The sequence below is a fragment of the Citrobacter sp. S55_ASV_140 genome, assembly GCF_018919505.1.
GTDB lineage: Bacteria > Pseudomonadota > Gammaproteobacteria > Enterobacterales > Enterobacteriaceae > Citrobacter > Citrobacter werkmanii.
This window is the reverse complement of record NZ_JAHLQZ010000009.1, coordinates 1-21,961: the sequence shown is the minus strand read 5'-3', so window position 1 is coordinate 21,961 and position 21,961 is coordinate 1. Positions and strand designations below refer to the sequence as shown.

Below are 21,961 nucleotides of genomic sequence, written 5' to 3'. Positions count from 1 at the left end.
ATCCAGGAATCACCTATATGAACGCTCCATTTACTTATGCATCGCCCACACTCAGCGTCGAGGCACTTAAGCATTCTATTGCCTACAAACTGATGTTCACGATTGGTAAGGACCCGGTCATTGCCAACAAACATGAGTGGCTGAACGCCACGTTATTCGCGGTGCGCGATCGTCTCGTGGAGCGCTGGCTGCGTTCTAACCGTGCGCAATTATCCCAGGAAACCCGTCAGGTTTATTATCTGTCAATGGAGTTTCTGATTGGGCGCACGCTTTCCAATGCGCTGTTATCGTTGGGGATTTACGACGATGTTAAAAGTGCGCTGGAAGGTATGGGATTAGATCTGGAAGATCTGATCGACGAAGAGAATGACCCCGGTCTCGGTAACGGTGGCCTCGGACGCCTGGCAGCCTGCTTCCTCGACTCACTGGCAACGCTGGGTCTGCCCGGACGTGGTTACGGTATCCGTTATGACTATGGCATGTTTAAACAGAACATTGTCGATGGTCGACAAAAAGAGTCCCCGGACTATTGGCTGGAATACGGTAACCCGTGGGAATTCAAACGCCACAACACGCGCTACAAAGTGCGCTTTGGCGGCCGCGTGCAGATGGAAGGCAAGAAAACGCGTTGGATTGAGACCGAAGAGATCCTCGCAGTGGCCTACGACCAGATTATCCCCGGTTATGACACTGACGCCACCAACACGCTGCGCCTGTGGAATGCCCAGGCCAGCAGCGAAATCAACCTCGGTAAATTTAACCAGGGCGACTACTTTGCGGCGGTGGAAGATAAAAACCACTCCGAGAACGTCTCCCGCGTACTGTATCCGGATGACTCTACCTATTCGGGACGCGAGCTGCGGTTGCGCCAGGAGTATTTCCTCGTCTCCTCAACGGTGCAGGACATCCTGAACCGCCATTATCAACTGCATAAAACCTACGACAACCTGGCCGATAAAATCGCCATTCACCTTAACGACACCCACCCGGTGCTGTCGATCCCTGAGCTGATGCGCCTGCTGATCGATGAACACAAGTTCAGTTGGGACGACGCGTTTGAGGTGTGCTGTCAGGTCTTCTCGTATACCAACCACACCTTGATGAGTGAAGCGCTGGAAACCTGGCCGGTGGATATGCTGGGCAAAATCCTGCCGCGCCATTTGCAAATCATTTTTGAGATTAACGACTACTTCCTGAAGACGCTGCAGGAGCAGTATCCGAACGATACCGCTCTGCTGGGACGGACGTCGATTATCGATGAATCTAACGGTCGTCGTGTGCGTATGGCATGGCTGGCGGTGGTGGTGAGCCACAAGGTTAACGGTGTGTCTGAACTGCACTCCAACCTGATGGTGCAGTCGCTGTTTGCTGACTTTGCGAAGATTTTCCCGACTCGCTTCTGCAACGTGACCAACGGTGTGACGCCGCGTCGCTGGCTGGCGCTGGCGAACCCATCGCTTTCTGACGTACTGGATGAGAACATTGGCCGCACCTGGCGTACCGATCTCAGCCAGCTCAGCGAGCTTGAGCAGCACTGTGATTTCCCGTTAGTGAATCAGGCTGTGCGTCGTGCGAAGCTGGAGAACAAAAAGCGACTGGCAACGCTCATCGCCCAGCAGCTGAACGTGGTAGTGAACCCGAAATCGCTGTTTGATGTGCAGATTAAGCGTATTCACGAGTACAAACGTCAGCTAATGAATGTGCTGCATGTGATCACCCGCTACAACCGCATCAAAGCCGATCCAGACGCCGAGTGGGTGCCGCGCGTGAATATCTTCGCGGGTAAAGCGGCTTCAGCCTATTACATGGCGAAGCACATCATTCATTTGATCAACGATGTCGCGAAGGTGATCAACAACGATCCGCAGATTGGCGATAAATTGAAGGTCGTGTTTATCCCCAACTACAGCGTCAGTCTGGCGCAGGTGATTATTCCTGCTGCCGACTTGTCTGAGCAGATTTCGCTGGCCGGGACCGAAGCCTCCGGGACCAGTAATATGAAATTTGCGCTCAACGGCGCGCTGACCATCGGGACGCTGGATGGCGCCAACGTTGAGATGCTGGAACATGTGGGTGCGGAGAATATCTTTATCTTTGGTAATACGGCGGAAGAGGTTGAGGCTTTACGCGTTCAGGGCTACAAGCCGCGTGAGTATTACGAGAAAGATGAAGAGTTGCATCAGGTGCTGACGCAGATTGGCAGCGGCGTGTTCAGCCCTGAGGAGCCTGGACGTTATCGTGATCTGGTCGATTCGCTGATTAACTTTGGCGATCACTATCAGGTGCTGGCGGATTATCGCAGCTATGTCGATTGCCAGGATAAGGTTGATGAGCTGTATCGCCATCCGGAAGAGTGGACCACGAAGTCGATGATAAACATCGCCAATATGGGGTACTTCTCTTCGGACAGGACGATCAAAGAGTATGCCGAGAACATCTGGCATATTGATTCGGTGCGGTTGTAACATCCGAGGCCGGGGGCGCTGCGCTTGCCCGGCCTACGTTTATACACTTTTGAAGGCCGGATAAGGCGTTAGCCGCCATCCGGCATTTTTATCAGGAGGCCAGCGACAGCTGGTGCTTCTCGACATACTCCGTCAGCCATTGGGTCATGCGGGACTGCTGTTCGGCATTCAGCCACATGCCTTCTTTCGTACGACGCCACAGCGCATCTTCTGCGCGACGCACCCACTCATGCTCAACCAGATACTTCAGCTCGGCCTCATAGAACTCATGGCCGAAGTCTTCGCCTAACTCGGCGATTGACGTGGCGTCGCCGATAATCCATTCAGTATTGCTGCCATAGGTACGCGAATAATGGCGCGCCAGCGATTCGGTCAGGAACGGATAGCGACGGCGCAGTTTTGCCGCGTAATCTTCGCGATCGCCGCCAATATCACCGCCAGGCAGGATGCACTCTTTGGTCCATGCCGGGCCAATGCCCTGATAGTACGACGACAGTTTTTCCATCGCGTGCTCGGCCAGCTTACGGTAGGTTGTCAGCTTACCGCCAAAGACCGACAACAGCGGCGCTTTGCCGTTTTCGTCGTGGATATCCAGCGTGTAATCACGGGTAATAGCCTGCGGCGAGTCGGACTCGTCATCGCATAGCGGACGCACGCCCGAGTAAGTCCAGACGATATCGTCACGGCTAAGCTGTTTCTTAAAGTGCGCGTTGTAGACCTTCAGCAGGTAATTGATTTCGCTTTCATCAATTTTCACTGCTTTCGGGTCGCCTTTGTATTCGACGTCAGTCGTCCCGATGATCGAGAATTCGTCCATCCATGGGATAACAAACACAATACGTTTATCTTCGTTTTGCAGGATATACGCTTGCTTCTGGGTATGTACGCGCGGCACCACAATGTGGCTACCTTTAATCAGACGAATACCGTACGGCGAAGGCAGATGCATGCCGTCGTCGAAGAACTCTTTCACCCACGGACCGGTGGCATTGACCAGACCGCGCGCCTGCCAGGTGTGTTTTTTGCCGGTATCGATATCTTCGGCTTCAACGATCCACAGGCCGTTTTTACGGCGAGCGGAGGTGGCGCGGGTGCGGGTTAATACTTCACCGCCTTTGCGCACGACCATTTGGGCGTTTGCCAAAACCAGACGCGCATCGTCTACCCAGCAGTCAGAATATTCGAAACCGCGCACAATCTCAGGTTTCATTACGGAATCCGCGCCAAAACGCAAACCAGTAGAACCCGGCAAACTGGTGCGTTTGCCCAGATGATCGTACATAAACAAACCAATACGGATCATCCATGCCGGACGCAGGTGCGGGCGATGGGGCAGACGAAAGCGCATCGGGAAGGCGATATGCGGCGCCATTTTCAACAGCACTTCACGTTCTGCCAGCGCCTCGCTCACCAGGCGGAATTCGTAGTGTTCCAGGTAGCGCAGGCCACCGTGGATGAGTTTGGAGCTGGCGGAGGAGGTGGCGCAGGCTAAATCCTGTGCCTCCAGCATCAGCACGGATAAACCGCGTCCAGCGGCATCTGCCGCGATACCGGCACCGTTGATGCCTCCACCTATCACAATCAGATCTTTGGTTTCCATGCTGGCCTCTCGCACTTTCGTTATAGCTCATTAATGTTCGTTATCGAGCATAATAGCAAAGAATTGCGCCATTGGTAACATTGGATAAACAATTTACAGTGATACATATAACATTATGGCGTTTACCTGCTCAGGCAACGTACACTGGAGGGTAATATTGGTTACCTGCCAGAATATAAGTAGAACTTAACAAGAGAACGCCATGGATCAGTTTGAGTGTATTAATGTCGAAGAAGCCCATCAGAAACTCCTGCACGGAATGGCGGTGCTGGTGGACATCCGCGATCCGCAAAGCTATGCGATGGGCCACGCGCCGCAGGCCTTTCATCTGACGAACGACACGTTGGGGACGTTTATGCGTGACCATGATTTTGATACTGCCGTGATGGTGATGTGTTACCACGGCAACAGCAGTAAAGGCGCGGCGCAGTATCTTCTTCAGCAGGGCTATGATGCGGTTTACAGCGTTGATGGCGGCTTCGATGCCTGGCATCGACATTTTCCTGCAGAAGTGACATACGGTTTGTAAGCTAACAAAGATGCAGCCTGAAACGGACAGGATATATATACTGTCCTCTTTTGTGTGGAATAAGCGACAGCAATAATGTTGATGATTACCTCTTTTGCTAACCCCCGCGTGGCGCAGGCATTTGTTGATTATATGGCGACGCAGGGCGTTATCCTGACGATTCAACAACATCAGCAAACGGATGTCTGGCTGGCGGATGAGTCCCAGGCTGAACGCGTGCGTGCTGAACTGGCGCGATTTCTCGATAACCCGGGCGATCCGCGTTACCTCGCGGCCAGTTGGCAGTCAGGTCATACCGACAGCGGTCTGCGCTATCAACGTTATCCGTTTCTGGCCACATTGCGCGAACGTGCCGGCCCGGTGACCTGGGCGGTAATGGCGGCGTGTGTGTTGGTGTTTATCGCGATGAATGTGCTGGGCGACCAGGCGGTAATGCTCTGGCTGGCCTGGCCGTTCGATCCTTCGCTGAAATTTGAGTTTTGGCGTTATTTCACCCACGCGTTTATGCATTTCTCGCTCATGCACATTTTGTTCAACCTGCTGTGGTGGTGGTATCTCGGCGGCGCGGTTGAAAAGCGCCTGGGCAGCGGAAAGCTGATCGTCATTACTGTGATCAGCGCCTTGCTGAGCGGTTATGTTCAGCAGAAATTTAGCGGCCCGTGGTTTGGCGGGCTGTCTGGCGTGGTATATGCGCTGATGGGCTACGTGTGGTTGCGCGGCGAGCGCGATCCGCAAAGCGGTATTTTCCTGCAGCGTGGTTTGATTATCTTTGCCTTGATCTGGATTGTTGCCGGCTGGTTTGATCTGTTCGGCATGTCGATGGCGAACGGCGCACATATCGCCGGGCTGGCCGTGGGTCTGGCAATGGCGTTTGCCGATACTATTCATGTGCGAAAACGAACTTGACTCAAGTTTTGTGGTGCCGGAAGGCGGTGTGCGTTTGGACCAATTTGTAGGCCGGATAAGCGTCAGCGCATCCGGCAAAATTCCAGGGAACAATAATGAAGCAAACACAACGACATGACGCGATCATTGAGCTGGTAAAAAAACAGGGATACGTCAGTACCGAGGAGCTGGTGGAGCATTTCTCCGTCAGCCCGCAGACGATTCGCCGGGATCTGAATGACCTGGCCGATCAAAATATGATTTTGCGTCACCACGGCGGCGCGGCGTTGCCATCCAGCTCGGTCAATACCCCATGGCATGACCGTAAAGCGACGCAGACGGCGGAAAAAGAGCGCATTGCGCGCAAAGTTGCCACGCAGATCCCTAACGGTTCAACGCTGTTTATTGATATCGGCACCACACCGGAAGCGGTGGCGCATGCGCTGCTTAATCACAGCAACTTACGCATTGTGACCAATAATCTCAATGTGGCAAACACGCTGATGGCGAAAGAGGATTTCCGCATTATTCTGGCCGGGGGCGAACTGCGTAGCCGTGACGGCGGCATTATGGGCGAAGCGACCCTCGACTTTATTTCCCAGTTCCGTCTGGACTTCGGCATCCTGGGGATCAGCGGTATCGACAGCGATGGCTCCCTGCTGGAGTTTGATTATCACGAAGTGCGCACCAAACGCGCGATCATTGAGAATTCACGTCACGTCATGCTGGTAGTGGATCACTCGAAGTTCGGACGTAACGCGATGGTGAATATGGGCAGCATTAGCATGGTGGATGCGGTTTATACCGACACGCTGCCGCCAGCTGGCGTGATGCAGGTTATTGCCGACCACCATATTCAGTTAGAGCTGTGTTAAGTTAACTCCAGGCCTGATAAGCGTAGCGCATCAGGCATTAACTATACCCCATAGCCCATCATCTTCAGCAGTTTCTGCGCATGCTGCACCGCATCCTGGCGGTGGGCGACGCCGAGCTTTTGGTACAAATTGCGGATGTGCGTCTTAATGGTCGTGGCTGCAACGGCCAGCTCACCGGCGATCTGCTCGTTGCTGTAACCTGAATAAATCAGTCCCAGAACCTGCCATTCGCGCTGGGTCAGCGGGCTGGTGCGGATAAGCTCCGGCACTTCCGGATGGGTAAGCAGTCGCTCAACGAATCCTTCATCAAAGTGGGCGAATTTGTGGCGGTGGTGCTGGTTAATCTCCCGCAAAACGCGCTGGGCGCGGTGCTGGTCGAGTTCTGGCAGCGTATTGAGCTGAATCAGTTGGCGCAACTGCTGCGCCATCGCCTCACCTTCGATAACAAAGTGGCTGATAAATCCGGTACGGTTCGCCAGTTGCAGCGCTTCGAGTAAGACGCGCTGCGCGTCATTTTTGCGTCCTGCCTGCCAGTACAACTGATTAAGTAGCAACAGGTTACGGTTCAGATCGCTCATCAGGCGCAGGTTACGCGCATTTTCATTTAACTCTTCCAGTACGATTTCCGCCGGTTCAAACTCACCCAGCAGGATCTGCGCGCGGGCGATGTTGCGCCACTGACTTTGCAGGAAGTGGTTATTAGCGAACTCCGGCTTCGGCGTGTGGCGTAGCCAGTTGGCGGCCGAGTTTTTGTCACCCACCATTTGCCAGTAAATCACCCGGACTTTATCGGCATTTGAGATCCAGTCGCTGTGATAGCGACCGTTGCCCAATAAGTTTTCCAGACGGTTGAGCAGGCTACGCGCATTGTCTAAATCGCCCCGGGCCAGCGAACACTGAATCAGCAGCGCCAGGCACTGTAGCTGTTGCTGCGGCTGGAATGTGGAAAGCAACTCAATGCCCATGCGGGCAGACGCTTCAGCTTCGTCCAGACGTGCCCATGCCCACAGTAACTGCGCGCGGATACGTACCAGGAACTCATGCATCGGCAGCTGTTCCAGGTGCTGCTCTTTGATCAGCTGGAACGCTTTTTCCTGCGTCTCCCAGGCGGCCTGCAAAAAGCCCTGGGCAAATAAAATTTCGCTTTGCTGGATCAGACTCCACAGCGCGTAATGCCAGACATCATGATGGCGCGCCATTTGCTCGGTTTGCTGCATCAACGCCAGTGAACGCGTGAGATCACCCTTACAATGCAGGACTTCACCATGCACCGAGGTGGCAACGATACGGCTATAGAACCAGGCGATGGGTAATTCATCCAGCGCCAGTTTTGCCAGACGTTCTGCTTCGTCAGGGTTACCGTCGTTAATCGCTACCTGCGCACGCAGCGCGTTAAATTCAGCGTGCAGCGTCGGCTCCATGTCGCCTTTCATCTCTTGTTCCGCACGGGCCAGCAGGGTATTAACCTCGCTGTAGCGGTGCTGGCTTTGCATCAGCCAGGCTTGCAGCAGAACCAGACGCGGATTTTCCAGTAGGCTTTCCCACGGCAGGGCTTTCAGCGACTCTTCCAATAGCGCCAGTTCGCTGTGGTTAAACGGGCCCCACGCATGATTAAGTAGGATATCGCGCAGCATATGGGCGTCGCCTGCCGCCAGAGCGTGGTGGATAGCTTCGCTAGGGAAACCCTGCGCCATCCAGCTTTCTGCGGCCGCGCGGTGTATTTCAGGCAGCTCGCTCGCCAGTTCCCACTGACAACGCTGGCGTAAAAAGCTGCCAAACAGCGGGTGATAGCTGAACCACTCGCCGACGTCATCCATCCGCTGCAGAAATAACCCCTGACGCTCAATTTCCTCAAGTCGCATTTGCCCGTTTTCTTCGCCGGTGACCCGAACGATCAGCGCATCGTTCATCGAACGCAGGATGGCGCTTTTGAGCAGAAAGTGACGGGTGTCGAGGTCAACGCTATCCAGCACTTCATCTACCAGGTAGTCGGATAAATGGCTGGCGTTGATCCCCGCGAGGCGTCGTGCCGACTGGTGCGCAGAGTTATTGTTCTGGCGGGCGGAAAGGGCAATCAGTTGTAACGCTGTGGCCCAGCCCGCAACGTCATCGCACATCCGGCTGCTTTCAGCCGCTTCAATCGGGGAGGATAAACGCCGATCGAAAAATTGTTTCGCTTCCTGATGGTTAAAGGCCAGTTGTTGGCTGCCGATTTCCAGCAACTGATCGCGCACCCGCAGGTTGGCAATGCCCAACTGCGGCAGATTACGCGACAGCACGACCAGTGTGAGATTTTCAGGCTGGTGGCGCAGGAAAAAGCGCATTGCTTCGTGAATGGCTGGATTAGAGATCAGGTGATAATCATCCACCACCAGGTAGAGTGGACGATGCCACTCGGCTAGTTCAATAAATAGCTGCGCAAACAGTGACGTCAGGCTGGCATACTGGCGTTTTTGCACCATCGCTTCGCTGGTGGTGCAATGACCACCGGTCGCCTGCTGGATCGCGGCAATCAGATAGCTGGCAAAACGCTCCTGCTGGTTATCGCCTTCATCCAGAGAGTACCAACCTAACTCGGTCTTCCCCGCCGCCCATTGTGAAACAAGCGTTGTTTTTCCATAACCAGCAGGACTTGTGATCAGGGCGAGCCTGAAATTGTTCGCGCCGGAAAGTTTAGCCAACAGGCGCTCACGAACCACCGTATGGTCGAGACGAACCGGACGACTTAATTTAGACGGAATCAACATAAGTTAGTCACTTCACTGTGTGAAAATGGGGAAGAATGATTTTTTTTGCGCTTCGTAATTAATAGATATAAGGTCGGCCAGATTGGTATTTTATGCAAGCTAAGCGGGCTTTTTGTGTGTCTGATTTTGCACTATGTCACAAATCTATACATCTATTGCAATAATTTCTTTAAAGAGTCGCAACAGGCGTGGCGACTGGATCCAGCGTGACTTTCACCCAGCGGAAAGATTCCACTTTTTTATGTTGTTACTGTAACGTTTAATAAAAAGACGATGAGTTTTGTGCTCGACTTAAAACTTTCATGTGAAATAACTCAAGCAGAATGCGTATTTCAGGTGAGAAACTATTTCTCTGTTTACATATTTTTTCTAAATACGATCTTACTGTTTGATATTGTCTGGCTAATCTCTTTAGGTTAATGCGAAAACCGTGATGCATTTCAGGGGGATGCGGGGGAAACCTACGTATTGACCGGCAATGCCTCTCTGCTTTAAGTGGCGGCGATCACACTTTTATGCTCATCCCCGCTCCTCCTCCCTCCCTAATCCGTGCCAGGATGAGGAAGGTCAACAACGAGCCTGGCAAACTAGCGATAACGTTGTTTTATTACCTAAGGACCTGGAATCCCTATGTCACAGCCAACCTTCAACAAAGATCAATTTCAGGCAGCCCTGACGCGTCAGTGGCAGCGTTTCGGTTTACTGTCGGCTCACGAAATGACGTCGCGCCAGTGGTGGCAGGCAGTGAGTGGGGCGTTGGCTGAGTTACTCAGCGCCCAGCCAGCGGTGAAACCGGCAAAAAATCAGCGCCATGTTAACTACATCTCGATGGAATTTTTGATTGGTCGTCTGACCGGCAACAACTTACTCAATCTGGGCTGGTATCAGGCGGTGAGCGATGAACTGAAAGCGCACGACGTCAATCTGACCGATCTGCTGGAAGAAGAGATCGATCCGGCGTTAGGTAACGGTGGATTGGGGCGTCTGGCGGCCTGCTTCCTGGATTCGATGGCGACGGTCGGCCAGTCGGCGACGGGCTATGGTCTCAACTACCAGTACGGCCTGTTCCGCCAGTCTTTTGCCGACGGTCAGCAGATGGAAGCCCCGGATGACTGGCATCGCGGTAGCTATCCGTGGTTCCGTCACAACGAGGCGTTAGATGTGCAGGTAGGCATTGGCGGTAAAGTCACCAAAGAGGGACACTGGGAGCCGGGATTTATCATCACCGGTCAGGCTTGGGATCTGCCGGTTCTCGGCTACCGTAACGGCGTGGCGCAACCGCTGCGTCTGTGGCAGGCCAGCCACGCGCATCCGTTTAACCTGACTAAATTTAATGACGGTGATTTCCTGCGCGCTGAGCAGCAGGGTATCGACGCTGAGAAACTAACCAAGGTGCTGTACCCGAACGACAACCACACCGCGGGTAAAAAGCTGCGCCTGATGCAGCAGTACTTCCAGTGCGCCTGCTCCGTAGCCGACATTCTGCGCCGCCATCATCTGGCAGGGCGTAAACTGCATGAGCTGGCCGATTTCGAAGTGATTCAGTTGAACGATACTCACCCGACCATCGCGATCCCTGAGCTGCTGCGTGTGCTGATTGATGAGCATCAGATGAGCTGGGACGATGCGTGGGCCATTACCAGCAAAACCTTTGCGTACACCAACCATACCCTGATGCCGGAGGCGTTGGAGTGTTGGGATGAGAAGTTGGTGAAAGCGCTACTGCCGCGCCATATGCAAATCATCAAAGAGATTAACGACCGCTTTAAGAAACTGGTCGATAAAACCTGGCCGGGTAATGCTGAAGTGTGGGCGAAACTGGCGGTGGTGCATAATAAACAGGTACGTATGGCCAATATGTGCGTGGTCAGCGGTTTTGCAGTTAACGGCGTGGCGGCGCTGCACTCCGATCTGGTGGTGAAAGATCTGTTCCCGGAATATCACCAGCTCTGGCCTAACAAATTCCATAACGTCACCAACGGGATTACCCCGCGTCGCTGGATCAAACAGTGCAACCCGGCGCTTGCCGCGCTGCTGGATAAATCGCTGAAAAAAGAGTGGGCCAACGACCTCGACCAGTTGATTAACCTGGAAAAATACGCCGACGACGCGAAGTTCCGTCAGACTTATCGTGACATTAAGCTGGCGAATAAAAAGCGCCTGGCAGAGTTTGTGAAAGTACGGACAGGTATTGAAATCAATCCGCAGGCAATCTTTGATATTCAGATCAAACGTCTGCATGAGTACAAGCGTCAGCATCTGAACTTGCTGCATATTCTGGCGCTGTACAAAGAAATTCGTGAAAACCCGCAGGCGGATCGCGTGCCGCGCGTCTTCCTGTTTGGCGCGAAAGCCGCTCCGGGTTACTACCTGGCGAAAAATATTATCTTCGCTATCAACAAGGTGGCGGAAACCATCAATAACGACCCGAAAATCGGCGACAAGCTGAAAGTCGTCTTCCTGCCGGATTATTGTGTCTCGGCAGCGGAAATGCTGATTCCGGCGGCGGATATCTCTGAGCAGATCTCAACCGCGGGCAAAGAGGCTTCCGGCACAGGTAACATGAAACTGGCGCTGAACGGCGCGTTAACCGTCGGTACGCTGGATGGCGCCAACGTCGAAATCGCCGAGAAGGTGGGCGACGAAAATATCTTTATCTTTGGTCATACCGTGGAAGAGGTGAAAGCCCTGAAAGCGAAAGGCTATGACCCGGTGAAATGGCGTAAGAAAGATAAGGTGCTGGATGCTGTTCTGAAGGAGTTGGAAAGCGGAAAATTCAGCGACGGCGATAAACATGCCTTTGACCAGATGCTGCACAGTATTGGTAAGCAGGGCGGTGATCCGTATCTGGTCATGGCGGACTTCGCGGCCTACGTTGCAGCCCAGAAGCAGGTTGACGTGTTGTACCGTGACCAGGACGCCTGGACCCGGGCGGCAATTCTGAATACCGCACGTTGCGGCATGTTCAGTTCAGATCGCTCTATTCGCGATTATCAGGCTCGTATCTGGCAGGCGAAACGTTAAGGAAGCGCGATGGAAAGCAAACGTCTGGATAATGCCGCGCTGGCGGCGGGGATCAGCCCACATTACATTAATGCCCACGGTAAACCGCAGTCTATTGGCGCCGAAACCAAGCGGCGTTTGCTTGACGCCATGCATCGCACCACCGCCGCCACGAAGGTGGCGGTGACCCCGGTGCCGAACGTCATGGTTTATACCGCGGGCAAAAAAATGCCGTTGGCGGTTGAGGGAAGTGGAGAGTTTACCTGGCTGCTAACCACCGAAGAGGGTGTGCAGCACAAAGGGCATGCCGTCGGCGGTAAATCTTTCAACCTTCCGGCGAAGCTGCCGGAGGGGTATCACACGCTTACCCTGACTCAGGGGGAGTTGCGTACACATTGCCGTATCATCGTGGCGCCGAAGCGCTGTTACGAACCGCAGGCGTTGTTGGCCGGGCAGAAGCTGTGGGGGGCATGCGTTCAGCTTTACACCCTACGTTCAGAAAAAAACTGGGGGATTGGCGACTTTGGCGATCTCCGCGCCATGTTGGTGGATGTGGCACAACGCGGCGGCGCGTTTATCGGCCTGAATCCTATTCATGCGCTGTATCCGGCGAACCCGGAAAGTGCAAGTCCATACAGCCCATCGTCACGTCGCTGGCTGAATATTATTTATATTGATGTCAACGCAGTAGACGATTTCCACCACAGTAAAGAGGCACAGGCCTGGTGGCAGAAACCCACGACTCAGCAAGCCCTGCAAAAGGCGCGAGATGCCGTATGGGTGGATTACTCTACCGTTACCGCACTGAAGATGACGGCTCTACGTATGGCGTGGAAAAGCTTCTCTGCGCGTGATGATGAGCAGATGGCGGCATTTCGCCAGTTTGTGGCTCAGGAAGGGGATAGCCTGTACTGGCAGGCGGCCTTTGACGCCCTGCATGCGCATCAGGTGAAAGAAGACGCATTGCGCTGGGGCTGGCCGGTGTGGCCAGAGGCTTTCCAGTCGGTGGACTCGCCAGAGGTCAAACAGTTCTGCGAAGCGCATCGTGATGACGTGGACTTCTACCTGTGGCTTCAGTGGCTGGCGTATACCCAGTTCGCTGACTGCTGGGAAACGAGTCAGGGTTTTGCGATGCCTGTCGGGCTGTATCGCGATCTGGCGGTCGGCGTGGCAGAAGGGGGGGCGGAAACCTGGTGCGACCGTGAGCTGTACTGCCTGAAAGCCTCGGTTGGCGCGCCGCCGGATATTCTCGGTCCGCTGGGTCAGAACTGGGGGCTGCCGCCGATGGATCCGCACATCATCACAGCCCGCGCTTACGAACCTTTTATCGAGCTGCTGCGCGCCAATATGCAGAACTGCGGCGCATTGCGTATCGATCATGTTATGTCGATGCTGCGTCTGTGGTGGATCCCCTACGGTGAAACGGCCGATCACGGCGCCTACGTGCATTATCCGGTCGACGATCTTCTTTCAATTCTGGCGCTGGAAAGTAAACGTCATCACTGCATGGTGATTGGTGAAGATCTGGGTACTGTGCCGGTGGAGATCGTCAGCAAGCTGCGCGATAGCGGCGTGTACTCCTACAAAGTGCTTTACTTTGAGAATGACCATGAGAAAAACTTCCGTGCGCCGAAAGCGTACCCGGAACAATCAATGGCAGTCGCGGCGACGCATGACCTTCCCACGCTTAAAGGTTATTGGGATAGCGGCGATCTGACGCTGGGTAGAGCGCTGGGTCTGTACCCGGATGAGGTTGTGCTACGAGGGTTATATCAGGACCGGGAGTTGGCGAAACAAGGGCTGCTGGACGCGCTGCACAAATATGGCTGTCTGCCAAAACGCGCGGGTCACAAGGCCTCGCTGATGTCGATGACGCCGATGCTTAATCGTGGCATGCAACGCTACATCGCTGACAGCAACAGTGCGCTGCTGGGCCTGCAACCGGAGGACTGGTTAGGAATGGCGGATCCGGTCAACATCCCGGGGACCAGCGACCAGTACAAAAACTGGCGGCGTAAGCTCACCGCTACGTTGGAGCAGATGTTCGCCGATGACGGGGTGAACAAGCTGATTAAGGATTTGGATAAACGCCGAAAAGCCGCTGCGAAGAAGAAATAGTGTTAGTTGGCCGGATGGCGGCGCAGAATGCGTCTTATCCGGCCTACAATGACTGCGGTAGGCCGGGTAAGCGAAGCGCCACCCGGCACCGTTTTATCAGACCACCATGCCCAGCAGCAGACAACCTACCAGACCGCAGATGGAGATAATGGTCTCCAGCATTGACCATGACTTGATGGTCTCACCGATAGTCAGGTTGAAGTACTCCTTGAACAGCCAGAAGCCAGGATCGTTCACGTGGGAGAAAATGACGGAGCCGGAACCGACTGCAATAACCATCAGCTCAGGGCTTACGCCGGTCGTCGCAATCAGCGGCGCCACTATCCCACCTGCGGTGATAGCTGCAACGGTTGCGGAACCCAGCGCGATACGCAGTACCGCAGCGATAGACCATGCCATCAGCAGCGGAGAAACGTTCGAGCCGTGCATCATTGAAGCGATGTATTTGTCCACGCCGCTATCAACCAGAACCTGTTTGAAGGCACCGCCACCACCGATGATCAACAGCATCATCGCGATGATTTTGATTGAGGACACCAGCGTGTCGTTAATCTGATCCATCGAACGTCCACGGTTCAGACCAAACGTGAACATCGCAATCAGCACCGCGATAAGCGTAGCCATGACCGGGTCGCCAAGGAATTCTGCAACCGTCAGGAAAGCATGACCTTTAGGCAGAATCATCTCCGCGACGGCGCGCATCGCCATCAGGATAACCGGAACCAAAGAGGTCCAGACGCTGACGCCAAAGCCTGGCATCTCTTCTTCGGTGAAGGTTTTTGCGCTGTACAAACCTTCCGGGATTGGTTTATCGATGCCTTTCAGGAAGCGCGCGTACACCGGACCGGCGAGAATAACGGTCGGGATGGCCAGAATCGTACCAAACAGCAGGGTTTTACCCATATCTGCGTGGAAAATGGTGGCGATAGCAGTCGGACCCGGGTGAGGCGGCAGGAAACCGTGCGTGACGGACAGCGCAGCAGCCATCGGGACACCAACGTACAGCAGCGGGATGTTTGCCGCCGCGGCAATCGTGAACACCAGCGGCAGCATCAGTACGAAGCCGACTTCGTAGAACAGGGCAAAACCGACGGTGAAACCGGTTAATACTACCGCCCACTGAATGTGTTTTTTGCCGAATTTAGCAATCAGCGTGGTGGCGATGCGCTGTGCGCCGCCGCAGTCTGCCAGCATTTTGCCCAACATGGCGCCAAAACCCATAATCAGGGCGAGGCTGCCAAGGGTTCCGCCGACGCCGGCTTTAATAGAACCGATGACTTTATCCAGCGGCATCCCTTGCATCAATCCGACAGCAAGCGCCACCAGGACGAGAGCGATGAAGCCGTTCATTTTGAAACGGATCATCAGGAGAAGTAACAAGATTACACCGATAGCAACGATGACTAATGGCATGATTTACCTGGCCTTTACTTTGTTATGGGTAACGTCAGTGTTTAGATGACAAATTCCGATTGTCCCGACCGGGAACCGAGTATTCACAGCACCAATGCTGATTACCGTCAAAACTAATTAGTTTAGCTGGCTGTTATGGGTGTGTTAGGTGCTGATATGAATGATACGGGTAACATGCAGCGCTTGAAAATCACCTGAGCAGGCAAAATTTAAATTATGAGAGGCGGGTCAAATTATAGCGGAGTTGTTGCAGGGGACATGCAGAGAAATGTAAGGGTGCAGGCCGGATAAAGCGTTTACGCTGCCATCCGGCATCAATGCCCGATGGCGACGCGGATGCGCCTGATCGGGCCTTGCAGGTCTGGTCGTTAGTAGTAAGAGTGCTCACCACGCTGGTGTTCGGTTAAATCGCGAACGCCTTTCAGTTCAGGGAATTCAGCCAGCAGCTGTTTCTCGATACCTTCTTTCAGCGTTACATCTACCATTGAACAGCCGTTACAGCCGCCGCCAAATTGCAGAATGGCGTAGCCTTCATCGGTGATCTCCATCAGAGAGACGCGGCCACCATGGCCTGCCAACTGTGGGTTGATCTGCGATTGCAGCATGTACTCTACGCGTTCCATCAGCGGCGCATCATCGGCAACTTTACGCATTTTGGCGTTTGGCGCTTTCAGCGTCAGCTGGGAGCCTAACTGGTCGGTAACGAAATCGATTTCTGCATCTTCCAGATACGGTGCGCTCAGTTCATCAACATATGCGGTCAGCAGGTCAAATTTAATGGCGGTGTCGGTTGCTTCCACGGCGTCGGGCGGGCAATAAGAAACGCCGCATTCAGCGTTAGGCGTGCCGGGATTAATCACAAATACGCGAATTTGTGTCCCTTCTTCCTGATTTGCCAGCAGTTTGGCAAAGTGCGCTTGTGCAGCATCGGAAATATGGATCATAGTAATGGCCTAATAGTTGACTATTTTACTTGGTTATAATACGCCCATCATCGAGGCTCTACAAGGTTCGACACAGGCACCATACCTGGACAGTCGCCGCGCCGTTGCGTAAAAGCAGCTGCGCGATTTCCGCGACGGTACTTCCGGTAGTGACGACATCATCCACAATAACCATATGGAGTCCCTGCACCGGCAATTCAAGGCGAAAGGCATTTTTCAGGTTACGTTTGCGTAATCTGGCGCTGAGATAGTGTTGTGTGGCGGTGGCCCGAACCCGTGTGATGGCCTGCCTGTCCCAGTCGCATCCAAGCCAGCGCGCCAAAGGGCGACACAGTAAATCACTCTGATTAAATCCTCTGCGCCAGTGTCGGCGTTGCCAGAGCGGGACGCTAACTATTCTGTCCGGCAGAGGAAGAGCGCTGACGCGCCGGGCCTGTAATACCTCCAGCAACAGTAAACGTGAAAGAGCACTGGCCATTTCGCTGCGGCGTGAAAACTTAAACTGGTGGATAAGTCCGCTCAGCGGAGGAATATAGTCGCTGACGGCGATCAGACGCTGCCACGGCGGGGGTTTTTGCAGGCAACGACCGCAGGGAAGCGAAGGATGTGCGGCGGGTAGTCCGCATTGAGGACACCGGCAGAGAGGCTGACGTGTTGCCCGCGTGCAAACCGAACAGATCCCCCAGTGCCCCAACGTCAACGGCATTCGGCATAGCCAGCACAATCCTGGTACTGTTAGCATAGATGCATCCTTTCAGGCTAAAAGAGAACAATAACTGATGAATGACATCTGGTGGCAGACCCAGGGTTCGGGAAATTGCCATCTTGTGCTGCTGCACGGATGGGGACTGAACGCGGAAGTATGGCATTGCATAAGTGAGGAACTGAGCTCGCATTTCACGCTGCATCTTGTCGACTTGCCGGGATTTGGTCGCAGCCAGGGGTTCGGCGCAATGTCGCTGGAAGAGATGGCCGGGCGGGTATTAAAACAGGCGCCGGAGAAAGCCATCTGGCTCGGCTGGAGTCTCGGGGGGCTGGTCGCCAGTCAGGTGGCGTTAACGCATCCTGAGCGTGTTCAGGCGCTGGTTACCGTGGCATCCTCACCTTGTTTTAGCGCGCGCGACGAATGGCCGGGCATTAAGCCGGAAGTACTGGTCGGTTTCCAGCAACAGTTGAGCGAAGATTTCCAGCGTACGGTTGAGCGTTTTCTGGCCTTGCAAACGATGGGTACTGAAACCGCGCGTCAGGATGCGCGAGCGCTGAAGAAAACGGTGCTGGCATTACCCATGCCGGACGTCGAGGTGCTTAATGGCGGGCTGGAGATCCTGAAAACGGTCGATCTGCGTGAGCCGTTATGTTCTGTGGATATACCTTTCCTGCGGATGTACGGTTATCTTGATGGTTTGGTTCCGCGCAAAGTCGTCCCGATGCTGGATACCCTGTGGCCACAGAGCGAGTCGTTGGTGTTTGCCAAAGCAGCGCATGCGCCGTTTATCTCACATCCGACGGAGTTCTGCTCAGCGCTGGTGGCGTTAAAACAGCGGCTATAAATCCGCTGTTTTGCCCGGTGGAATCATACTGCCGGGTTGGTGATTAATGGCTGCACGTAGCCAGATCCTCAGCGGTCAGGCCGGTGATTCTGCAGATGGTCAGCGGGTCTATACCATCTGCCAACATGGTTGTTGCAATGCGTAGAGTTTCCTCTCGTTTGCCTTGTTGCAAACCCTCTCGTAACCCCTGTCGTAACCCTTTCCTGTGACCTTCCTGAAGACCATTAAGGTGCCCTTCCTGACGTAATCTTTCGGCAATAGTCATCAACTTTTCCTTATGTTGAGGTAAACGTTCGGCGACCTGGTGAATAAATTCGCTAAAACGCGCGGTGTCCCCGGCCTGCATCAGGTAATTAAACAGGGCTTTCAACTGGTTGTCATTAGCATGTCCTTTAACAAGCAGGATGGCGAGTTTTTCAACTAACCCCATCAAATCGCGTTTACGAATATGCTTTTGGATGAGCTCCAACAGCGCCATCCGGCGGTGCTGCATGATCTCGTCATCGGGCACAACGGTGATATCGACCAATGGAAATGCTGTGGCATAAAGTGGCCTGGCTGCCTCCGGGTCGTCAAATTCGTCCAGCCAGCAGAGTGAATATGGATATGGGCTGACGGTGCCATGATAAAAAAGTATGGGGATCACCAACGGTAGTTTCTTATGGCCCGCAGCCAAAATATGGCCTGGATGTTTGCTGCCATTTGTAGGCCGGATAAGCGTAGCGCCATCCGGCAGGAGCGGCAAACTAGCGCAAAGCCCACCACTCGCGCAGGCAGGCTTTACCTTCCGGGCAACTCTTGCAGCTTCCGGACAGACACCCATCGGCATCTTCCTGAATCCGCACCGCTTTGCCCATCTTTTCTAACTGATTCAGCATGGCGTCAATCATTGGCTGCGGGGTATGCAGCGTGTGGCTAATTTGCTTTGCCTCCATGCGCCCCCGCAGCGCCAGTAAATCACGAACCTGAATAAGCGATGCCATCGTTTTCAGCCTTAATGGCAATCGCCAGTGGTACTGGAACAGCAGGAGCTAGCTGTTCTGTTGGTTGACAGCAGTGAGAGATCCACCCGGCTGCGGGCACGGCGCAGCAGACCCAGCAACACGATGTTAAACAGAATGACGGCTAAGATGCACACCAGACTGTAAGTCGGATGCGCTTTGTAGCTGACGGTCTGATAAAACAGCGTTGACAGTGAATAGGCGATGTTCAGGCCCCACAGGATCGAGAAGCCCATCCAACCACGGCTGGATTCACGTGCGATAGCCCCCATCACTGAAATGCACGGGACATACAGCAGCACGAAAATCAGGTAGCTGTACGCGGCGGCGGCGCTGCCAAATTTCTCGCCCATCACGCCCATTGCGCCTGTAGCCATCTCGCCGTCGCCTTTGCTGGCTTCAATAGGGTTGGCCAGCACGCTCAGGCTGAAGGTGTCTTTCAGGCTTTGCCAGGTTTCATCCACCGCACTGAACAGCTCGTCACCGAGGTGGAAATCTGCCGGATTGAATTCTTCTTCCTGAATGTTTTCTGCGGTGTAAAGCGTGTTCAGCGTACCGACAACCACCTCTTTTGCCATCGCACCGGTGAACAGACCGACGGTTGCCTGCCAGTTATCTTCGTGGACGCCAATCGGCTTGAAGACTGGGGTGATGACGCGGCTGACGGAAGCCAGAGCAGAGTCGTTGATGTTATCGACGATTTTCCCGCTTAGCGAGAAGCTGTTAAAGGCGCTGAGGAAAATACTGACGATGATAATCACTTTACCGGCACGCAGCACGAAGCCTTTCAGACGTTGCCAGGTCTGAATAATCAGGCTCTTGATGTGCGGCACATGGTATACCGGCAGCTCCATGACGAATGGTGTTGCTTCGCCACGCATGATGGTGTGTTTGAGCATCAGGCCGGTCAGCACCGCCATGATGATACCCAGTACGTACAACGAGAAGACCGCCAGCGCGCCGTTCTGACCAAAGAAAGCCGCGGCAAAGACGGCGAAAATCGCCAGACGTGCGCCGCAGGACATAAACGGCGCCATCATGATGGTCATCAGACGTTCACGTGGCGCATCCAGCGTACGGGCGCCCATCACCGACGGTACGTTGCAGCCAAAGCCGACTATCAGCGGGACAAACGATTTGCCCGGCAGTCCCAGTGCCTGCATCAGACGGTCCATCACAAACGCAGCGCGCGCCATGTAACCGGAGTCTTCAAGGAAAGAGAGGAACAGGTACATCATGCCGATTTGCGGCACCAACGGCAGCACGGTGTTAATCCCGCCGCCAAGACCTTGCGCCAGGAAGATAGTGAGCCAGTCCGGGAAGTGCAGCGTATAGCCAATCCATTGAATACCATGAATAAACAGCGCCACGGAACCCACATCGAATAACGGCTGCAGTGCGCCGCCAATGTTAATGGCGAGCAGGAACATCAGGTACATCACGAACAGGAAAATCGGCAACCCGAGGAAGCGGTTGAGGACAATTTTATCCACCGCGGTGGTGAAATGGCTCGGCTCTGCCGTCAGGGTATTACTGACGGTATCGCAGATTGCGGCGATGCATTGGTAACGCGCATCGGCGATATGCAGCGCGGGATCGTCCATTGTTTCACTCAGACGCGCAATGGCGGCATCGAGGTTTTGCGCGGCCTCACCGGCGTAGGCACGGCTGTAGATATCGCCTTCCAGCATTTGCAGGCCCAGCCAGCGGCGTTGTTTTAGCGGCATATCTTTGGCCATCGCATCGGCGAGGGAATCGGCTTCCTGCAACAACGGCTGGGCATAATGCACCAGTTCGACGGTGTCGTTTTCCTTGTAGCGATCGATCGCCAGCTTCAACGCTTCAATGCCGCGGGCGCGGGTGGAGACCAGCGGAACCACCGGGCAGCCAAGACGGGCGGAGAGGGCGTCGATATCGATACGGATTTGCTGTTTCTCAGCAATATCCAGCATGTTCAGAGCGACGATACAGGGAATGCCCAGCTCAAGCAGTTGCAACGTCAGGTAGAGGTTGCGCTCAAGGTTTGAGGCATCGACCACGTTGATCAACAGATCCGCGTCGCCGCTTAAAATGTAGTGGCAGGCGATTTGCTCATCAAGAGAGGTCTGCGACGAGATTGTCGTCAGTGAATAGGTGCCGGGTAAGTCGACCAGCGTGACCTGATGGTCCGTCGTGGCGAAATGACCTTCTTTACGCTCAACGGTAACGCCAGCCCAGTTGCCTACACGCTGACGCGCGCCGGTGAGCTGGTTGAATAAGGTTGTCTTGCCGGAATTAGGATTACCAATTAAACCAATGGTTAGTTTTTTCATTTTTATAGACTCACTGTATTAACAGGACACCGCTTCCACTTCTAATAACGCCAAATCCTTTTTACGCAATACCAGACTTACGCGACGCGTTTCAATATGGATAGGATCGCCGAGCGGGGCGACGCGAACCACGTTGAAGGATGAGCCGGGTAGCATGCCAAGTGACAACAGTTTCTGACGATAAGCCGGGCTGATTTCACGGGCAAAACCGGTAATTTTCCACGCACTGTCAGGAGTGAATTGCATAGGGACCTACTTATATCTCGCTAACTGGGTGATTACCTCATGGGGCGACAGGGCGGCATGAGACCAGATGATTAGCCAACGTAAGGAAAGAGTAAATAATCAACAAACCAATGATAATGAGAATGGTTTCTATCATCAATAGAATAAGTGTGACGGAATGTACAATTAGATAATAATTTGAGCCAATTTTGATATTCCTCAATATTTATTCTGGTTGGGGACGAATGATTCGCGCTAGCAATTATTGAAATCCTTAATGTTTAATTAAGGTTT

The 21,961-nt window shown here is 53.9% G+C and carries 15 protein-coding genes and 1 pseudogene; 7 read left to right on the top strand and 9 right to left on the bottom strand.

The window, feature by feature from the left end; all coding sequences use genetic code 11:
• The first annotated feature begins 17 nt into the window (after positions 1-17).
• Positions 18-2,465, top strand: coding sequence for a glycogen phosphorylase (gene glgP / locus KQJ18_RS03100; protein WP_087856281.1), 2,448 nt, complete (start codon positions 18-20; stop codon positions 2,463-2,465).
• A gap of 91 nt (positions 2,466-2,556) precedes the next feature.
• Here glgP and glpD read toward each other — a convergent pair whose 3' ends face one another.
• On the bottom strand, positions 2,557-4,065 hold the full coding sequence (gene glpD / locus KQJ18_RS03095) for a glycerol-3-phosphate dehydrogenase (protein WP_150345516.1): 1,509 nt from the start codon (positions 4,063-4,065) through the stop codon (positions 2,557-2,559).
• Between the two features lie 202 nt (positions 4,066-4,267).
• On the opposite strand from glpD, the gene glpE reads away from it, so the two are divergent.
• The 3 genes from glpE (at position 4,268) to KQJ18_RS03080 (ending at position 6,354) form a co-directional block, all read left to right on the top strand.
• On the top strand, positions 4,268-4,594 hold the full coding sequence (glpE, locus tag KQJ18_RS03090; RefSeq protein ID WP_150345515.1) for a thiosulfate sulfurtransferase GlpE: 327 nt from the start codon (positions 4,268-4,270) through the stop codon (positions 4,592-4,594).
• A 75-nt stretch (positions 4,595-4,669) separates the two neighbouring features.
• A complete protein-coding gene (gene glpG / locus KQJ18_RS03085) occupies positions 4,670-5,500 on the top strand; it encodes a rhomboid family intramembrane serine protease GlpG (protein ID WP_038634914.1) in 831 nt (276 codons plus the stop codon).
• 95 nt (positions 5,501-5,595) lie between these two features.
• On the top strand, positions 5,596-6,354 hold the full coding sequence (locus KQJ18_RS03080) for a DeoR/GlpR family transcriptional regulator (RefSeq protein ID WP_003023499.1): 759 nt from the start codon (positions 5,596-5,598) through the stop codon (positions 6,352-6,354).
• Positions 6,355-6,395: 41 nt separating this feature from the next.
• Here the strand turns inward: KQJ18_RS03080 and malT are convergent, their stop codons facing one another.
• Positions 6,396-9,101, bottom strand: coding sequence for an HTH-type transcriptional regulator MalT (gene malT, locus KQJ18_RS03075; RefSeq protein WP_216421403.1), 2,706 nt, complete (start codon positions 9,099-9,101; stop codon positions 6,396-6,398).
• Between the two features lie 630 nt (positions 9,102-9,731).
• Between malT and malP the strand changes: the two genes are divergently transcribed.
• The gene (gene malP, locus KQJ18_RS03070; protein ID WP_087856283.1) at positions 9,732-12,125 is read left to right on the top strand and encodes a maltodextrin phosphorylase; all 2,394 of its coding nucleotides are present in this window, start codon (positions 9,732-9,734) and stop codon (positions 12,123-12,125) included.
• Between the two features lie 9 nt (positions 12,126-12,134).
• A complete protein-coding gene (gene malQ / locus KQJ18_RS03065) occupies positions 12,135-14,222 on the top strand; it encodes a 4-alpha-glucanotransferase (RefSeq protein WP_150345513.1) in 2,088 nt (695 codons plus the stop codon).
• A gap of 96 nt (positions 14,223-14,318) precedes the next feature.
• On the opposite strand, the gene gntT is transcribed toward malQ, so the two are convergent.
• The 3 genes from gntT to gntX all read right to left on the bottom strand — a co-directional run bounded on the left by gntT (position 14,319) and on the right by gntX (position 17,321).
• Complete coding sequence (gene gntT / locus KQJ18_RS03060) at positions 14,319-15,635, bottom strand: gluconate transporter (RefSeq protein ID WP_150345512.1); 1,317 nt, start codon at positions 15,633-15,635, stop codon at positions 14,319-14,321.
• A gap of 368 nt (positions 15,636-16,003) precedes the next feature.
• Positions 16,004-16,579, bottom strand: a complete 576-nt coding sequence (nfuA, locus tag KQJ18_RS03055) for a Fe-S biogenesis protein NfuA (RefSeq protein WP_003023509.1) — start codon at positions 16,577-16,579, stop codon at positions 16,004-16,006.
• 58 nt (positions 16,580-16,637) lie between these two features.
• The gene (gene gntX / locus KQJ18_RS03050) at positions 16,638-17,321 is read right to left on the bottom strand and encodes a DNA utilization protein GntX (protein WP_085049013.1); all 684 of its coding nucleotides are present in this window, start codon (positions 17,319-17,321) and stop codon (positions 16,638-16,640) included.
• A 37-nt stretch (positions 17,322-17,358) separates the two neighbouring features.
• On the opposite strand from gntX, the gene bioH reads away from it, so the two are divergent.
• Positions 17,359-18,129: a pimeloyl-ACP methyl ester esterase BioH gene (bioH, locus tag KQJ18_RS03045; RefSeq protein ID WP_216421400.1), complete on the top strand. Its 771-nt coding sequence runs from the start codon at positions 17,359-17,361 to the stop codon at positions 18,127-18,129.
• 43 nt (positions 18,130-18,172) lie between these two features.
• Here bioH and KQJ18_RS03040 read toward each other — a convergent pair.
• From KQJ18_RS03040 to feoA, 4 genes and pseudogenes are all read right to left on the bottom strand, one after another.
• Positions 18,173-18,831: pseudogene (locus tag KQJ18_RS03040) on the bottom strand (Rpn family recombination-promoting nuclease/putative transposase); the annotation flags it as partial.
• 44 nt (positions 18,832-18,875) lie between these two features.
• A complete protein-coding gene (feoC, locus tag KQJ18_RS03035) occupies positions 18,876-19,112 on the bottom strand; it encodes a [Fe-S]-dependent transcriptional repressor FeoC (protein WP_038634895.1) in 237 nt (78 codons plus the stop codon).
• A gap of 11 nt (positions 19,113-19,123) precedes the next feature.
• Complete coding sequence (gene feoB / locus KQJ18_RS03030) at positions 19,124-21,442, bottom strand: Fe(2+) transporter permease subunit FeoB (RefSeq protein WP_150345509.1); 2,319 nt, start codon at positions 21,440-21,442, stop codon at positions 19,124-19,126.
• A gap of 18 nt (positions 21,443-21,460) precedes the next feature.
• Entirely contained in the window at positions 21,461-21,688 is a 228-nt protein-coding gene (gene feoA / locus KQJ18_RS03025; RefSeq protein ID WP_003023519.1) for a ferrous iron transporter A, read from the bottom strand.
• Positions 21,689-21,961 lie beyond the last annotated feature (273 nt).

Excerpts from the sequence above, each read along its gene's own strand:
- glgP (WP_087856281.1), top strand. The coding sequence starts at position 18 with ATGAACGCTCCATTTACTTATGCATCGCCCACACTCAGCGTCGAGGCA.
- glpD (WP_150345516.1), bottom strand. The coding sequence starts at position 4,065 with ATGGAAACCAAAGATCTGATTGTGATAGGTGGAGGCATCAACGGTGCC.
- glpE (WP_150345515.1), top strand. The coding sequence starts at position 4,268 with ATGGATCAGTTTGAGTGTATTAATGTCGAAGAAGCCCATCAGAAACTC.
- glpG (WP_038634914.1), top strand. The coding sequence starts at position 4,670 with ATGTTGATGATTACCTCTTTTGCTAACCCCCGCGTGGCGCAGGCATTT.
- KQJ18_RS03080 (WP_003023499.1), top strand. The coding sequence starts at position 5,596 with ATGAAGCAAACACAACGACATGACGCGATCATTGAGCTGGTAAAAAAA.
- malT (WP_216421403.1), bottom strand. The coding sequence starts at position 9,101 with ATGTTGATTCCGTCTAAATTAAGTCGTCCGGTTCGTCTCGACCATACG.
- malP (WP_087856283.1), top strand. The coding sequence starts at position 9,732 with ATGTCACAGCCAACCTTCAACAAAGATCAATTTCAGGCAGCCCTGACG.
- malQ (WP_150345513.1), top strand. The coding sequence starts at position 12,135 with ATGGAAAGCAAACGTCTGGATAATGCCGCGCTGGCGGCGGGGATCAGC.
- gntT (WP_150345512.1), bottom strand. The coding sequence starts at position 15,635 with ATGCCATTAGTCATCGTTGCTATCGGTGTAATCTTGTTACTTCTCCTG.
- nfuA (WP_003023509.1), bottom strand. The coding sequence starts at position 16,579 with ATGATCCATATTTCCGATGCTGCACAAGCGCACTTTGCCAAACTGCTG.
- gntX (WP_085049013.1), bottom strand. The coding sequence starts at position 17,321 with ATGCTAACAGTACCAGGATTGTGCTGGCTATGCCGAATGCCGTTGACG.
- bioH (WP_216421400.1), top strand. The coding sequence starts at position 17,359 with ATGAATGACATCTGGTGGCAGACCCAGGGTTCGGGAAATTGCCATCTT.
- feoC (WP_038634895.1), bottom strand. The coding sequence starts at position 19,112 with ATGGCATCGCTTATTCAGGTTCGTGATTTACTGGCGCTGCGGGGGCGC.
- feoB (WP_150345509.1), bottom strand. The coding sequence starts at position 21,442 with ATGAAAAAACTAACCATTGGTTTAATTGGTAATCCTAATTCCGGCAAG.
- feoA (WP_003023519.1), bottom strand. The coding sequence starts at position 21,688 with ATGCAATTCACTCCTGACAGTGCGTGGAAAATTACCGGTTTTGCCCGT.